At 33.4% G+C, this 15,538-nt stretch carries 15 protein-coding genes; 14 read left to right on the top strand and 1 reads right to left on the bottom strand.

The window, feature by feature from the left end; translation table 11 throughout:
* Window positions 1-16 precede the first annotated feature (16 nt).
* The 9 genes from E9099_RS03945 to E9099_RS03905 all read left to right on the top strand — a co-directional run bounded on the left by E9099_RS03945 (window position 17) and on the right by E9099_RS03905 (window position 9,677).
* Window positions 17-1,264: a sulfate adenylyltransferase subunit 1 gene (locus E9099_RS03945; RefSeq protein WP_136582416.1), complete on the top strand. Its 1,248-nt coding sequence runs from the start codon at window positions 17-19 to the stop codon at window positions 1,262-1,264.
* A gap of 82 nt (window positions 1,265-1,346) precedes the next feature.
* The gene (locus E9099_RS03940; protein ID WP_136582415.1) at window positions 1,347-3,437 is read left to right on the top strand and encodes a HEPN domain-containing protein; all 2,091 of its coding nucleotides are present in this window, start codon (window positions 1,347-1,349) and stop codon (window positions 3,435-3,437) included.
* A 21-nt stretch (window positions 3,438-3,458) separates the two neighbouring features.
* Window positions 3,459-4,241 carry a uroporphyrinogen-III C-methyltransferase gene (gene cobA, locus E9099_RS03935; protein ID WP_136582414.1) on the top strand — a complete coding sequence of 261 codons (783 nt, stop codon included), beginning with the start codon at window positions 3,459-3,461 and terminating at the stop codon, window positions 4,239-4,241.
* 5 nt (window positions 4,242-4,246) lie between these two features.
* The gene (locus E9099_RS03930) at window positions 4,247-4,819 is read left to right on the top strand and encodes a bifunctional precorrin-2 dehydrogenase/sirohydrochlorin ferrochelatase (protein WP_136582413.1); all 573 of its coding nucleotides are present in this window, start codon (window positions 4,247-4,249) and stop codon (window positions 4,817-4,819) included.
* Between the two features lie 86 nt (window positions 4,820-4,905).
* Window positions 4,906-5,955 carry an NAD(P)/FAD-dependent oxidoreductase gene (locus tag E9099_RS03925; RefSeq protein ID WP_136582412.1) on the top strand — a complete coding sequence of 350 codons (1,050 nt, stop codon included), beginning with the start codon at window positions 4,906-4,908 and terminating at the stop codon, window positions 5,953-5,955.
* 129 nt (window positions 5,956-6,084) lie between these two features.
* Complete coding sequence (gene epsC / locus E9099_RS03920) at window positions 6,085-6,822, top strand: serine O-acetyltransferase EpsC (RefSeq protein ID WP_136582411.1); 738 nt, start codon at window positions 6,085-6,087, stop codon at window positions 6,820-6,822.
* Between the two features lie 4 nt (window positions 6,823-6,826).
* Window positions 6,827-7,705 (top strand): cysteine synthase CysM, encoded by an 879-nt coding sequence (gene cysM / locus E9099_RS03915; RefSeq protein WP_136582410.1) that lies wholly within the window; start codon window positions 6,827-6,829, stop codon window positions 7,703-7,705.
* Window positions 7,706-7,810: 105 nt separating this feature from the next.
* Window positions 7,811-8,866 (top strand): acyloxyacyl hydrolase, encoded by a 1,056-nt coding sequence (locus E9099_RS03910; RefSeq protein WP_240788949.1) that lies wholly within the window; start codon window positions 7,811-7,813, stop codon window positions 8,864-8,866.
* Window positions 8,867-8,933: 67 nt separating this feature from the next.
* Entirely contained in the window at window positions 8,934-9,677 is a 744-nt protein-coding gene (locus E9099_RS03905) for a head GIN domain-containing protein (RefSeq protein ID WP_136582408.1), read from the top strand.
* Here E9099_RS03905 and gldA read toward each other — a convergent pair whose 3' ends face one another.
* Window positions 9,678-10,571: a gliding motility-associated ABC transporter ATP-binding subunit GldA gene (gene gldA / locus E9099_RS03900; RefSeq protein WP_136582407.1), complete on the bottom strand. Its 894-nt coding sequence runs from the start codon at window positions 10,569-10,571 to the stop codon at window positions 9,678-9,680.
* 365 nt (window positions 10,572-10,936) lie between these two features.
* Between gldA and E9099_RS03895 the strand changes: the two genes are divergently transcribed.
* The 5 genes from E9099_RS03895 (at window position 10,937) to E9099_RS03875 (ending at window position 15,538) form a co-directional block, all read left to right on the top strand.
* Window positions 10,937-11,764, top strand: coding sequence for a prephenate dehydratase (locus E9099_RS03895; protein WP_136582406.1), 828 nt, complete (start codon window positions 10,937-10,939; stop codon window positions 11,762-11,764).
* Window positions 11,761-12,903: a pyridoxal phosphate-dependent aminotransferase gene (locus E9099_RS03890; RefSeq protein WP_136582405.1), complete on the top strand. Its 1,143-nt coding sequence runs from the start codon at window positions 11,761-11,763 to the stop codon at window positions 12,901-12,903. The genes E9099_RS03895 and E9099_RS03890 overlap by 4 nt, the downstream gene beginning before the upstream one ends.
* Complete coding sequence (locus tag E9099_RS03885; RefSeq protein ID WP_136585128.1) at window positions 12,903-13,754, top strand: prephenate dehydrogenase; 852 nt, start codon at window positions 12,903-12,905, stop codon at window positions 13,752-13,754. Before E9099_RS03890 ends, E9099_RS03885 begins: the two co-directional genes overlap by 1 nt.
* A gap of 53 nt (window positions 13,755-13,807) precedes the next feature.
* Entirely contained in the window at window positions 13,808-14,890 is a 1,083-nt protein-coding gene (locus E9099_RS03880; protein WP_136582404.1) for a bifunctional 3-deoxy-7-phosphoheptulonate synthase/chorismate mutase type II, read from the top strand.
* An 87-nt stretch (window positions 14,891-14,977) separates the two neighbouring features.
* Complete coding sequence (locus E9099_RS03875) at window positions 14,978-15,538, top strand: hypothetical protein (protein WP_136582403.1); 561 nt, start codon at window positions 14,978-14,980, stop codon at window positions 15,536-15,538.

Genomic DNA, 15,538 nt, shown 5'->3' with positions numbered 1-15,538 from the left:
CTAACAGCCCAAAAATATGGACGTTTTAAAAATAGCAACAGCAGGAAGTGTAGATGATGGTAAAAGTACTTTAATCGGAAGATTACTTTACGATACTAAATCACTAACTACAGATAAGTTAGAAGCTATAGAGAAAAAGAGTAAACAACTAGGTTACGATTATCTTGATTTTTCTTTAGCAACGGATGGTTTAGTCGCAGAGAGAGAGCAAGGTATTACAATAGATGTGGCACATATTTATTTTTCGACAGCAGCTAAAAGTTATATTATTGCCGATACACCTGGTCATGTTGAATATACTAGAAATATGGTCACTGGTGCCTCAACATCGCAAGTAGCAATTGTGTTAATAGATGCAAGAAAAGGGGTGATCGAGCAAACTAATCGTCACTTTTTTATCAATAATCTGTTACGCATAAAAACCGTAATTGTAGCGATAAATAAAATGGATTTAGTTGATTTTTCTGAAGAAAGATATAACGAAATCAAAGCTGACTTTGAAGCTTTAATGAGCAAGCGAGATTATCAAGATCAAAGCATTACATTTATTCCAGTTAGTGCGTTAAAAGGAGATAATGTTGTTAATAAATCTGATAATACACCGTGGTATTCAGGAGAAACATTGTTAGAACATTTAGAGACTATTGATCAAAAAGATGTGTTTAATGCTGGGACACCAAGATTTCCTGTGCAATATGTTATTCGTCCAAAAACGGAAGACTATCATGATTTTAGAGGATATGCTGGTAAAGTGTATGGAGGTGAGTTAAGTGTTGGTGATGATGTTGTCATTTTACCATCACAAACTAAATCTAAAATTAAAGAGATTCATTTTTACGATCAAAAAGTACAAACGGCATCACGTCGTTCTTCAGTTTTAATTACGTTAGAGGACGATGTTAATATTAGTCGTGGTGATATGATTGTAAAAGCAAATGATTTACCAATAATAGATAAACAATTTACGGCAACTATTTCTTGGATGGATTCTCAGAATTTAACAGCAGGTAATAAGTATGTTATACAGCATGGTGTTAATAAAGTATTGGCTAAAGTAGATACGATTCACCATAAAATTAATCCAGATTATTCAGGGATAGAGGAGTCTATTGCGGGGTTAGGGATGAATGATATTGCCACTGTGACGTTTAAATTAAACAAACCGGTGTTTTATGATGCTTTTAAAGACCATAGAACAAATGGGTCATTTATTATCATTGATACTAAATCCAATAATACGGTAGGAGCAGGGTTTATTCAATAGAAATATTGAATACCCAATGCGCTTAAACTAATAAATTTATTTTCATTACCCTATTAAGTCTATAGGGATTATATATAATTAAATGCAAAGCTTTAGAACCGAAATTGAGAACCCTTTAGTACAAAAGGATATAATTGAATTAGCCAATAAGATTGAGCTATTTAATAACGGAAAAATTGATGAAGAAAAATTTAGAAGTTTACGTTTAGCACGTGGGGTTTATGGGCAACGTCAGGACGGTGTACAAATGATTCGTATAAAACTACCTTACGGAAAAGTATTAAGTAACCAACTCCGACGTATTGCTGAGGTATCTGATAAATATTCCAGAAGCAGATTGCATATTACGACGCGTCAAGATATTCAAATTCATTATGTAGATTTAAACAGAACGCCAGAACTTTGGGCAGAATTAGAGCGAGATAATGTCACACTAAGAGAGGCTTGTGGGAACGCAGTTAGAAATGTAACAGCAAGTGAAACTGCAGGAATAGATATTAACGAGCCTTTTGATGTGTCGCCTTATGCTGATGCTGTTTTTAAATTCTTTTTACGTAATCCAATTTGTCAAGAAATGGGTCGGAAATTTAAAGTGTCTTTTTCTGGAACGGATGAAGATACAGGCTTATCATACATGCACGATTTAGGATTTATTGCTAAAATTAAAAATGGAGTTAAAGGTTTTAAGGTGATGCTTGGTGGTGGATTAGGGTCTCAACCAAGACATGCAGATTTATTTTACACTTTCTTAGCTTCTGATAAAATTATTCCTTTAATGGAAGGTGTTTTGAGAGTTTTTGATCGTTATGGTGAGCGTAAGAGTCGTGCGAAAGCGCGATTAAAATTTTTAATCAAAGATATAGGTTTAGAAGCGTTTAAGGTTTTAGTTGAAGAAGAGCAAAATGCAATAGCATTTAAAACGGTTACTATAGACGAAGCAAATTATACGACCTCAATTCCAGTATCGGTTTCAGTTCCAAAGGTTATATTAAAGGATCAAGTTGCTTTTGATTTATGGAAAGCAACTAATGTCATTCCGCAAAAGCAAGACGGCTATTTTGCTATTGGGATTAAAGTGTTATTAGGTGATTTTTATACTGATAAAGCCCGTTTATTAGCAGATTTAGTGGAGCAATATGCAGCAGGTGAAATTAGATTAAGTTTAAGACAAAATATTGTAATCCCATTTGTAAAAGCAGAGTTGCTGACTTTTTTCTATACCGAATTGGAAAAACTAGGATTTACAGAAATTGGTTATAATAAAGCAGTAGATATTACAGCTTGCCCAGGAACGGACACCTGTAATTTAGGGATTTCTAGTAGTACAGGAATTGCTGAAGAATTGGAACGTGTTATAAAAACAGAATATCCTAGTTATTTAGAAAACGAAGATTTAGTGATTAAAATTAGTGGTTGTATGAATGCTTGTGGACAACACAATATGGCAAATATTGGTTTTCAAGGGATGTCTATTCGTACAAAAGATAAATTAGTAGCACCAGCTTTACAAGTGCTTTTAGGAGGTGGTAATTTTGGGAATGGTAATGCTAGTTTTGCTGATAAAGTGGTTAAAGTCCCAAGTAGAAGAGGGCCAGAAGCATTGCGTCGTATTCTTAATGATTACGAAGCTAATGGCAAAGGTTTAGTGTTTTCAGAATATTATAAAGTAAATGGAGAGAAGTATTTCTATGATTTATTAAAAGATTTATCTAATGTCGACAATTTAACGCAAGAGGATTTTATTGATTGGGGTACGGAAGAAGCATATGTCAAAGCTATTGGAATTGGGGAGTGTGCCGGTGTTGTTATCGATTTAATTGCAACATTGTTTCTTGAAAGTGATGAGAAAATTGAAGAAGCAAAACAGTCTTTTGATAACAAAGTGTATTCCGGAGCTATTTATGAAGCGTATCGATCTATGGTTAATTCAGCGAAAGCGATACTAATTTCTGAAGACATAAAAACGAATACACAAGCAGGAATAATCAGTGATTTTGAAACATTGTTTATTGACACTAAAAAAATAGACTTGGAGGTTTCTTTTGCAGATTTAATTTATCAAATAAAAGTGTTTCCTCCAACGGAAGCTTTTGCAGCACGATATATAGAAAATGCAGAACAATTTTTAGAAAAAGTAAGAGGTTTTAGAGAAAAGACAGTGGCTGCTGTATAATACTATTAAACATTAAGTTTCATGATACATCCAAAATTAACAGTTGTTGGCGCAGGACCAGGAGATCCAGATTTAATAACACTAAAGGCAATAAAAGCGATACAATCTGCAGATGTTATTTTGTATGATGCGTTGGTCAATGCTGATTTGTTAGCGTATGCTTCAAAAACGGCAGAAATCATTTTTGTAGGAAAACGAAAAGGATGTTATGCCTATCAGCAAAGTCAAATAAATCAATTAATTATTGAACGTGCGCTACGATTTGGTCATGTGGTCCGATTAAAAGGGGGGGACCCATTTATATTTGGGCGTGGTGCAGAAGAACTGGATTATGCTAAGGAATATGCTATAGAAGTGGCAGTGGTGCCTGGTATATCATCATCTGCAGCCGTGCCAGCTTCTCAAGGAATTCCTTTAACAAAACGTAATGCTTCTGAGAGTTTTTGGGTAATTACCGGGACAACCAAATCTCATGAAATTTCAGGGGATATTGCACTAGCAGCAAAATCAACAGCAACAATTGTAATTTTAATGGGCATGAGCAAATTATCAGAAATTGTTTCCATTTTTACAGCAGAAGGTAAAGCTGATACTGCAGTTGCAGTTATTCAGAATGGAACTAGAGAGGATGAGAAAGTTGGCATTGGAACGATTAGTACTATCGGAGCCATTGTTGAAGAAAAACAATTGTCATCCCCAGCAATTATCATTATAGGCGAGGTTGTTAATCAGCGTGTTGATTTATCTTCAATGTACGAGCAATCAAATTTAGCTTCTAAATTTACACTACCTATTTCAGCTTAAAATTTATGGAAAGAAATAGTTTATATCCCGTTTTTTTAAAGGTAAAAAATCTTGAAGTCCTTATTATTGGTGGTGGTAATGTCGCTGAAGAAAAACTAACATTTTTATTAAAGTCTAGTCCAGATGCTAATGTCACAATGGTGTCCCCGATGTTTAGAGAAGGCACTATTGCGGTTGCTGAAAAGGGGAACGTTACAAGGGTTAACGATACGTATAACGTTAACTATTTAGAAGGAAAACATATGGTGGTGGCCACCACAGATATTCCAGAGGTTAATGTGCAAGTTTATAACGATTGTAGAGCACAAAGCAAATTAGTTAATGTGGCTGATAATCCGCCTTATTGCGACTTTTATATGGGAGGTATAGTCACAAAAGGTAATGTGAAAGTCGCGATTTCGACTAACGGAAAATCACCAACAACAGCAAAACGATTACGTCAGTTTTTTGAAGATGTAATACCAGAAAATATAGATGATTTGGTTAAAAATCTTAATGTCTATCGAAAGACTATAAAAGGAGATTTTGAACAAAAAGTAGAGACTTTAAATGAATTTACTAAAGGTTTAATTAATTAACGTCATTGCGAACATAGTGAAGCAATCTTTTTATAAAAGGGAGATTACTTCGTCATTCGTCCTCGTAATGATCAAAAGAAAATAATATGATTAAAACAGATATCTTAATAATTGGAGCGGGACCTACCGGTTTATTTACCGTTTTTGAGGCAGGATTATTGAAATTAAAGTGCCATTTAATTGATGCATTGCCTCAGCCAGGAGGTCAGTGCTCCGAATTATATCCTAAAAAACCTATTTATGATATTCCTGGTTTTCCAGAAATACTAGCAGGAGATTTAACGGGTAATTTATTAGAGCAGGGGAAACAATTTCAGCCAGGATTTACTTTAGGAGAACGTGCCGAAACTATAGATAAACAAGAGGATGGTAGTTTTATTGTAACGACAAATAAAGGGACACAACATCATGCTCCGATTGTAGCTATTGCCGGAGGTCTAGGTAGTTTTGAGCCAAGAAAACCTAAGTTGGAAAATATTGAGAAATACGAAGATAATGGGGTTAATTATTTTATTAAAGATCCAGAATTGTATAGAGATAAAAAAGTGATTATTGCTGGAGGAGGAGATTCGGCACTAGATTGGGCAATCTTTTTAGCGGATGTCGCTTCAAGTGTTACGCTAGTGCATAGAAGAAACGAATTTAGAGGTGCATTAGATTCTGTAGAGAAAGTTCAAGAATTAAAACTCGTAAATAAAATAAACTTAATTACTCCTGCTGAAGTTACAGCGTTACATGGTGTAGATCATATTGAAGGGATTACTATTAGTAAAGAGGGGATAGAATCGATTTTAGAAACGGATTATTTTATACCGCTATTTGGGTTGTCACCAAAATTAGGACCTATTGGAGATTGGGGGTTAGAGATAGAAAAAAATGCAATAAAAGTAAACACTGTAGATTATCAAACAAACATCCCTGGCATCTTTGCTATTGGTGATGTTAATACATATGAAGGGAAATTAAAATTAATTCTTTGTGGATTTCATGAGGCAACACTAATGTGTCAATCGGCTTATAAAATATTAAATCCAGGCAAAAAGTTTGTTTTAAAATATACAACAGTAAGCGGAATAGATGGTTTTGATGGTACGCGTAAAGAGTCTCCAAAAGCAGTTGTAAAAGCTATTGTTTAATAGCTAAAATAGGAATATAAGCTTGTAATTGGTAATATTATAACTGATTAAGTTGTTAAATTCTTGTTTAGATATACTGCATGTTTTAAAAATAGAATTAGCTTTAACCATTGTAAACAATATTATAGTATGCAGGAGACATTGCAAATTCCATTTAGGTTTAAAGAAAAAGTTGAAGATCTTGCAAAAGAGTTATTCTATTGTGCATTAGAGGTGCATGATAAACAAGAGGAGCTTTTAAAAAATATTAAAACGGCTTTCTTTTATGTTTCGGAAGCTCTGGATTGTGGGCTTTGTAATACCAAATGGGAACAATTTATTGCTGAAATAAAAGCTTTAAAACCAAAATTGCAACTAGATGCTGAAGCAGCTTATAATAGTGATCCAGCAGCAAAAAGTGTTAAAGAAGTCTACTTAGCATATCCAGGGTTTTATGCGATTGCTATGTATCGTATTAGTCATATTTTATGGCAATTAGGTATTCCAATATTACCAAGAATGATTTCTGAGTATTCCCATGGTGTCACCGGTACAGATATTCACCCAGGTGCAACTATTGGTCATTCTTTTTTTATAGATCATGCGACAGGTGTAGTTATAGGAGAAACAGCTGTGATACATAATAATGTTATTATTTATCAAGGAGTTACTTTAGGAGGAATTAAAGTTGAAAAGGAACTAGGAAATACCAAAAGACATCCAACTATTAAAAATAATGTTACTATTTATGCAAATGCAACAATTTTAGGAGGAGATGTGGTCATTGGCGAAGGCAGTATTATTGGTGCTAATGTATGGATTACTAAGTCTATTCCAGAAAGCTCATTAGTCACTTATAAGTCAGATATAAAAATAAGTAAAAGATAAAAGCATGAGTATTTTAGATCAAATAGGAAATACACCTTTAGTGGAAGTGTCGCATTTGGTGTCTAAACCAAACGTGAAATTGTATCTAAAATTAGAAGGTAATAATCCTGGCGGAAGCGTTAAAGATAGACCTGCGTATAATATGATTGCCGAGGCAGTCAAACGCGGTGATATTAAAAAAGGAGGTCATTTAGTAGAAGCGACTAGTGGAAACACAGGTATTGCTTTGGCCTATGTGGCTAGTTTATTTGGGATAAAAATATCCTTAGTGATGCCTGAAAATTCTACTGTAGAGCGTGTTAAAACGATGCGTGCTTATGGCGCTGAGGTTATATTGACTAGTGCAGATAAAGGTATTGAGGGATCTAGAGATATTGCTTTTCAAATGCGAGACGATAAAGGGTATTTATTGTTAAATCAGTTTGAGAATGACGATAACTGGAAAGCGCATTATAAGACTACTGGACCAGAAATTTGGAGAGATACAAAAGGAGAAGTTACCCATTTTGTATCTGCAATGGGAACGACAGGGACCATTATGGGAACATCAACGTTTTTAAAAGAACAAAATAAAAATATTCAAATTATTGGGGCACAACCAGCAGATGGCGCAAGAATACCTGGGATTAGAAAATGGTCTCCAGACTACGTGCCTAGTATTTTTAATCCTTCTAAAGTGGATCAAGTAATAGAAGTTAGTCAAGAAGAAGCCACAATTATGACAAGACGCTTAGCTAAAGAAGAAGGTGTTTTAGCTGGAATGAGCAGTGGAGGATCGGTTGCTACTGCCTTAAAATTGATTGAAACCATAGATCAAGGTGTTATTGTTGCTATAATTTGTGATAGAGGTGATCGTTATTTGTCTTCTAATCTTTTTGAATAGTAATTCTTCAATAAGCACTTCATGCTTTATTTAATTTAAGTACTTTTGTTAACTAATTTTTAGTGTTTAATGAAGTCTTATTTTAGTTGCTTACTCTTTTGTTGCATGTTCTTTGCTACAGCCCAAGAAGAAAAAATTCCGTTTACGCTTGATGCCGATTTTTTCTATGGAAATATAGCCGAACACAATAGTGACATCTCTCATTTGATAAAAGGACACCCAACGGGTTTTATTTTAAGTTATAATCAAAAAACATTTGGTAAAAAGGCTTGGGAAAGTCGATTTAATTACCCTGATTACGGGGCGTCCATAATTTATCAAGATTTAAAAAATGAAACTTTAGGTAATAACTTTGGCGTTTATGCGCATTATAATTTCTATTTTTTTAAAAGAAATTTAATGTTTAGAATCGGTCAAGGTTTGACTTATAATAGTAATCCATATGATAAGGTAGATAACTATCGTAACAATGCTTTTGGTACACAAATTTTAAGTAGTACTTATTTAATGCTGAATTATAAAAAAGAAAACATCTTTAAAAATTTCGGAATACAAACAGGTTTATCATTAATACATTACTCTAATGCTAATGTAAAGGCGCCAAACAGTTCTATAAATACTATTGCTTTTAATTTAGGTGTGAATTATACTTTGGATGCAGAAAATACGCCTGAATATATAAAACACGTAGATGAGAAGTTTACGGAAAAAGTAAAATACAATTTTGCTTTAAGAACGGGTGTTAACGAGAGTGATATTATCGATTCTGGCCAATATGCTTTTTATGTAGTATCTGCTTATGCAGATAAACGCTTAAATCATAAAAGTGCGATACAAGTAGGAGCAGATGTGTTTTTCTCTAACTTTTTGAAAACTCATATTAGATATAAATCTGTTGCTTTTCCAGAAGATAATGTGTCTGGAGATGAGGATTATAAACGTGTTGGTCTATTTGTGGGGCACGAATTATTTATTAATAAAACGTCTTTAATCACACAATTAGGGTATTATGTGTATTATCCGTTTGATTTTGAAGGTCGCATGTATAACCGAATAGGTCTAAAACGCTATTTTGGGGATAAAATGTATGGTGTATTAAGCTTAAAGTCGCATGGTGCAAAAGCAGAAGCAGTCGAATTTGGAATAGGAATACGTCTGTAATTATTGTTTCGCAGATGATGCAAAACCTTTTTATTATTTAAAAACACACCGCTTTCGCGGAAATTATATGAAAAAGTTATTACTTGTTTTAACTACAGTTTTTCTGTTAGGGTGCAATTCTGAAAATGCGCCTGATTGTTTTCAGAGTACAGGGGACATTATCCAAAAAGAGATTGGCGTTGCTTTGTTTTCAAAAATCATAGTGTATAAAAATGTCGAATTGTTTGTAAAACAAGGATTGACTCAAAAAGTCGTTTTGGAGACCGGTGAAAACTTGGCTAATGATATCGAAGTTTTTGTTGAAAACGGAAAATTAATATTAAGAGATAATAATGACTGTAATCTAACTAGAGATTATGGGGTTACAAAAGTATACGTTACAACTCCAGATCTAACCGAAATTAGAAATAGTAGCAACCTAGACGTGCATAGTGTTGGTATTTTAAATTTTCCTGAATTAAGATTGCTGTCAGAAGATTATGGTGGCGATTATTACAATGTTGGTAATTTTAATTTGGAACTTAATTGTACCAATTTAGCATTGGTAATTAATAACCTGTCTACAAGTACAATTTCTGGAACAACTGAAAACTTAAATATAAATCATGCCTCTGGAAATGGGCGTTTTGAAGGACGCTATTTAGTCGCTCAAAATGTTAGCATTTATCATCGCGGAACAAATGATATTATCGTAAATCCACAACTCAGTTTAATCGCTAATTTAGTAAGCACAGGAGATGTTATATCCGTAAATACGCCACCGATGACAACTATCACAGAGTTGTTTGATGGTCGTGTTATTTTTGAGTAATTAACTAGTTAGTTCTCTAAACAAACTCTCTAAACTCGCGTTTTTCTGATTCAATTGCAAAATCTTCAATTGGTTGTCATGTGCAAAATCAAACACGTGGCTACGCATATCTTCGGAAGTAGTAAATGTGATTTCATATATAAAATCATGTGTGTTTTTTACAGTCTTAGCGTTGGGAAGCTTCAGTAAAAAAGCATCTTCCACTCTATAGTCAAATTCAACAATTACAATTTGCTCTTGTCCATCACGCAAATCTTTTAGTTTTTTGTTAGCAACAATTTCACCTTTATTAATAATAATAACACGATCACACATGGCTTCAACCTCTTGCATGATGTGTGTCGATAAAAAGACGGTTTTGTCTTTTCCTAAGTCTTTTATTAGGTTTCTGATATCAATTAATTGATTTGGGTCCAAACCAGTTGTTGGTTCATCTAAAATTAAAACTTCTGGGTTGTGCAGTAAAGCATTGGCTAAGCCAACACGTTGTCTGTATCCTTTTGATAGTTGACCAATAGTTTTATGCGCTTCTGGTGTTAATCCTGTTAGTGTAATAACCTCTTCAATACGTGCTTTATCAACATTATAAACATCGGCATTAAAGCTTAGGTATTCTCGCACATATTGTTCTAAATATAAAGGGTTGTGTTCTGGCAAGTAGCCAACACTTTTTTGAACATTCTTAGTGTTGGTTAAAATATCATGACCATTAACCTGTGCTTGTCCTTCAGTAGGATTGATGTAAGTGGTTAGAATCTTCATCATAGTTGATTTTCCGGCACCATTTGGGCCTAGAAAACCAACGATTTCTGGTCTATTAATTTCAAAAGAAATATTGTTTAAAGCTTTTTGTGAGCCGTAAATTTTAGTAATGTTTTCTACCTTAATTGACATACTTGTAATGTTTACTCAAAAATAGACATTCTGTAATTTAAACCATAGATTATTAATAAATCTTTAAAACTTTACTAAAAAGCGTAAAAATAGATACTTAGTATTTTGTTATGTCATTTAATTAATTACTTTAGCAGTATTATTACAAACATGAGCACAATAAACACTACATATTTTAGCTGGTATTATTTCTTTTTTAACAAAAGGAACGAGACGGTGTATATGTAATTTTATAACATATATTTTTAAAAAAGTCTCGATATATATCGAGACTTTTTTTTGTTTAAAGAAGTCCTATTGAATTTAAAACGAGTGATTTAAAACGATTCAACATAAGTTGAAAAGGAATAAAAAAAATAGAAATTTTGATAAAATCAGTAGCCATACAAGGTATTAAAGGATCGTTTCATCACATTGTGTCTCAAAATTATTTTAAGACTAATGTTAGTATTGTGCCATTTATGTCTTTTGATCAAACAGTAGACAGCGTGCTTAAAAAGGAGACAGATGCAGCTATAATGGCTATTGAGAATTCCATTGCAGGCTCTATTATTCCTAATTATGCCTTAATAGATACTAATAATTTGCATATTGTTGGCGAGTATTATTTAGATATTCAGCATAATTTAATGGCGCTTCCCAATCAGAAGATAGAGGATATTACAGAAGTGTATTCTCATCCTATGGCGTTACTACAGTGTAAAGCCTTTTTTAAACAATATCCTCATATTAAACTTATAGAAGATAAGGATACTGCTGAGGTTGCGGAGCGTATTCATATAAAACAATTAAAAAACACAGGAGCTATTGCTAGTGCTTTAGCTGCAGAGATATTTGAGTTAGACATTTTAGCAAAAAGTATTCAGACGATTAAACATAACGAAACCCGTTTTGTTATTGTTAAAGAAGATAATTCTGAAATCGCTGAAGCTGAAATAAATAAAGCATCTATCAAATTTGAATTAGATCATAAAAGAGGAAGTTTAGCAACCATTTTGAATGTCATGAGTGATTGCAAACTAAACTTAACAAAAATACAATCCTTACCAATAGTTGAAACCCCTTGGAAATATGCCTTTTTTGTAGATGTTACATTTCAGGATTATCAAGATTTCAAAAAAGCCAAATCAATAATGGATATTATGGCCACACATTTTAAGGTTATTGGTCAATATAAAAATGCAAAAATATAATGGAAGTAGCTAACAGATTACATAGTGTAGAGGAATACTACTTTTCTAAAAAGTTAAAGGAGGTTAATGCTTTAAAAGCAGCAGGGAAACCTATCATTAATTTAGGAATTGGAAGTCCAGATTTAAAACCGTCAAAGCAAGTTGTTGCAGCATTAACAGAAGGTTTGTTAGATGCTAATGCGCATAAATATCAAAGTTATCAGGGCTTACCCGAGTTTAGACAAGCTATTGCAGCGTTTTATAAAGTGCACTATCATACACACATTAATCCAGATACAGAGGTATTACCATTAATGGGAAGTAAGGAAGGGATTATGCATATTTCTTTAGCTTTTTTAAATGAAGGTGATGGCGCGTTAATTCCTAATCCTGGATACCCAACGTATGCAGCTGTGACTAAATTGGTGCAAGCAAATCCTATCGCTTATAATTTAGATGAAAGCAATAATTGGTTACCTAATTTAGAGGAGATTGAAAAATTAGATTTAAGTAAAGTTAAAATTATGTGGACCAGTTATCCGCATATGCCAACAGGTGCTAAAGCCTCTAAAACGGATTTAAAAAAGTTAGTGGATTTTGCTAAAAAGCATGATATTTTACTAGTAAATGATAATCCTTATAGTTTTATTTTAAACGATAAGCCGTTAAGTATTTTAAATGTTGAAGGCGCAAAAGAAGTTTGTTTGGAGTTAAACTCTCTAAGTAAAACTTTTAATATGGCTGGCTGGAGAGTAGGAATGGTTTTAGGAAGTCCAGAACATATTAATGCGGTTTTAAAAGTAAAAAGTAATATGGATTCGGGTATGTTTTACGGGATTCAGAAGGGAGCAATAGCTGCATTAAATAGTCCGCAAGATTGGTTTGATAAGTTAAATACGGTGTATACAGAACGCCGTAAATTAGTTTGGCAGTTAGCGGATAAATTAAACTGTACATATGATAAAGAAGCTTCAGGTTTATTTGTTTGGGCAAAAGCACCAGACGGTTATAAATCAGAAACATTTATAGACACGTTGCTACATGATAAAAGCTTATTTATAACACCAGGAACGGTTTTTGGAACACAAGGGGAAGGATATGTAAGATTTTCGTTGTGTGCAACGACTGAACAAATAGAAGACGCAATAGCGAGAGTATGATACAAAATATATACATAATTGGTGTAGGATTAATTGGCGGTAGCTTGGCTTTAGATATAAAAAATAAACGTCCTGAAGTAACCATTTTTGGTGTTGATAAATCCGAAGACCATATAAATCAAGCTTTGGAGCTTGGTGTTATTGATCATAAAGCCACTTTTACAGATTTAGATAAGGCAGATTTGGTCATATTAGCTATTCCAGTGGATGCTTCTGTTAGTGTTTTGCCGGATGTGCTTGATAAAATATCAGATTTTACGTTAGTTGCTGATGTTGGTTCGACTAAGTCTGATATCTGTAAAGTGGTAGAGAACCATCCAAGACGACGTAATTTTTTAGCAATGCATCCTATTGCGGGAACTGAGTTTTCTGGACCAAAAGCGGCCATCAGAGATTTGTTTAATCAAAAGACAAATATCATTTGCGAAGTAGAAAAAACAGCCTTTAAACTACAGGAAAAAGCAGTCGGTTTGTTTACAGAGATAGGCATGCGTATGCGTTATATGAATCCGGAGTCGCATGATAAGCACATTGCTTATGTGTCACATTTGTCACACATAAGTGCGTTTATGCTTGGGAAAACAGTCATTGAGAAAGAAAAGAACGAACGTGATATTTTTGATATGGCAGGTTCGGGATTTGAAAGTACAGTCCGATTAGCAAAAAGTAGTCCAGCGATGTGGACGCCAATTTTTAAACAGAATAAAAGTAATGTAGTCGAAACTTTAAATGATTATATCTCCAATTTAACACAGTTTAAAAATCTTATTGAAAAGGACGACTTTGATGGTGTTTATAAAGAAATGAAAGACACCAATTATATAAAACAAATATTAAACGGAATACAATAAATAGTAATACCTCCAAAAAAATAAATAGTTTTGAGGCTTTAGATTAGAAGATTATGGAAAACAAAAAAGAAATGAGAAACTGGTTGGATGACATGAAGTTAGATCATCCTTTAGTAATCGCTGGACCATGTAGTGCAGAGACAGAAGAGCAAGTATTAAAAATAGCACACGAGCTAAAAGATACGGATGTTAGCTATTTTAGAGCAGGTATATGGAAACCACGTACTAGACCAGGAATGTTTGAAGGTGTTGGTGCTTTAGGTTTAAATTGGCTTAAAAAAGTAAAAGAAGAAACAGGTATGAAAACCTGTACAGAAGTTGCTAATGCGGCACACGTAAAATTGGCAATCGAGAATGATGTGGATTTACTTTGGATTGGAGCACGATCTACAGTTAGTCCATTTATCATGCAAGAATTAGCAGATGCATTAGCGGGAACAGATAAAATTGTATTGGTTAAAAATCCAGTAAATCCAGATTTAGCGTTATGGTTAGGTGGTATTGAAAGATTATATACTGCAGGTATTAAAAACTTAGGAGCAATTCATAGAGGGTTTTCTACTTACGAGAAAACTAAATATAGAAATATTCCAGAATGGCAAATTGCTATTGAGTTTCAAAACAGATTTCCAGATTTACCATTAATAAACGATCCGTCGCATATTACAGGAAAACGTGATATGGTTTTTGATGTCTCTCAAACAGCATTAGATTTAAATTTTGATGGGTTAATGATTGAAACGCATACAGATCCTGATAATGCATGGAGTGATGCTGCACAGCAAGTAACGCCTAAGTCTTTAATTCAAATGATGGTAGATTTAAAAATTAGAAAAGAATCTGATCCAGAAACAGAATACAATAATGAGTTAACTAACCTGAGAGCACAAATAGACGTTGTAGATAATCAAATTATTGAGTCTTTAGGTAAACGTATGAAAATTGCTGATGGTATTGGAGGTCTTAAAAAACAGAAAAACGTTGCAGTTTTACAAAGCAAACGTTGGAATGAGATTTTAGGAAAAATGGTATTAGAAGGAGAGTCTAAAGGCTTAAGTGAAGAGTTTATCTTAAAAATGTTTAAAGCGATACACCAAGAGTCTATTAATCATCAAGAAAAAATTATAAAAGGATAACGAAGGATTTGTAAGTTTTAATAATAAGTTTATTTTTGGGGTCTCTTTGTTTACACAAAGAGACTAACCAAATTAAATTAAATTAAAATGAAAAATTTTTTATTAGCCGTATTATTAGTTTTTACTAGTTCTTTTGTAAATGCTCAAGAAGCAGAAGCAGAAGCAGAAACTACAAAAGTAAATCAAATTGACGAAGTCTTTAAGCACAATGGAGAAGTAGTTAAAGGTAAGGTTATTAGAGTAGAGGAATATACTATTGTATTTATCTACGATGGTGAAGATACGGAGTATACTATTGGGAAATATGCGGTAGAAAAAATCAAGCATAACAGTGGAAGAGTAGAAGATGTAACAGAGAAAATTGTTGTAAATAGTAAAGACGACTGGGAGAAAGTTGTTATTTTAGAAGACAAAAGTTACATAGCAGGTTTGAAAAAGGGATCTGAAGTAAGAGGTAAAACTGGACTTGTTAATTTTCAAACAGGTAATACAGGAGATAAGAAAGCAGAGAAAAAATTGAAAATGGCTGCAGCTAAAGAAGGATTTCCATTTATTTTATTAACAGCAGACAAAACAACTGTTGGTGCTGGTTCTAATAGATTAGGAGGTTCTCAAGCTATCAAAAAAGGGATTTCTTATAAGTACTAA

It is taken from the genome of Psychroserpens sp. NJDZ02, from assembly GCF_004843725.1.
Lineage (GTDB): Bacteria > Bacteroidota > Bacteroidia > Flavobacteriales > Flavobacteriaceae > Olleya.
This window is presented reverse-complemented; position numbering and strand designations above follow the sequence as displayed.

Bases quoted from the DNA above. Each gene is read 5' to 3' on its own strand.
- cobA (WP_136582414.1), top strand. From the start codon at position 3,459: ATGATACATCCAAAATTAACAGTTGTTGGCGCAGGACCAGGAGATCCA.
- cysM (WP_136582410.1), top strand. From the start codon at position 6,827: ATGAGTATTTTAGATCAAATAGGAAATACACCTTTAGTGGAAGTGTCG.
- epsC (WP_136582411.1), top strand. From the start codon at position 6,085: ATGCAGGAGACATTGCAAATTCCATTTAGGTTTAAAGAAAAAGTTGAA.
- E9099_RS03905 (WP_136582408.1), top strand. From the start codon at position 8,934: ATGAAAAAGTTATTACTTGTTTTAACTACAGTTTTTCTGTTAGGGTGC.
- E9099_RS03945 (WP_136582416.1), top strand. From the start codon at position 17: ATGGACGTTTTAAAAATAGCAACAGCAGGAAGTGTAGATGATGGTAAA.
- E9099_RS03910 (WP_240788949.1), top strand. From the start codon at position 7,811: ATGTTCTTTGCTACAGCCCAAGAAGAAAAAATTCCGTTTACGCTTGAT.
- E9099_RS03880 (WP_136582404.1), top strand. From the start codon at position 13,808: ATGGAAAACAAAAAAGAAATGAGAAACTGGTTGGATGACATGAAGTTA.
- E9099_RS03925 (WP_136582412.1), top strand. From the start codon at position 4,906: ATGATTAAAACAGATATCTTAATAATTGGAGCGGGACCTACCGGTTTA.
- E9099_RS03940 (WP_136582415.1), top strand. From the start codon at position 1,347: ATGCAAAGCTTTAGAACCGAAATTGAGAACCCTTTAGTACAAAAGGAT.
- gldA (WP_136582407.1), bottom strand. From the start codon at position 10,571: ATGTCAATTAAGGTAGAAAACATTACTAAAATTTACGGCTCACAAAAA.
- E9099_RS03875 (WP_136582403.1), top strand. From the start codon at position 14,978: ATGAAAAATTTTTTATTAGCCGTATTATTAGTTTTTACTAGTTCTTTT.
- E9099_RS03930 (WP_136582413.1), top strand. From the start codon at position 4,247: ATGGAAAGAAATAGTTTATATCCCGTTTTTTTAAAGGTAAAAAATCTT.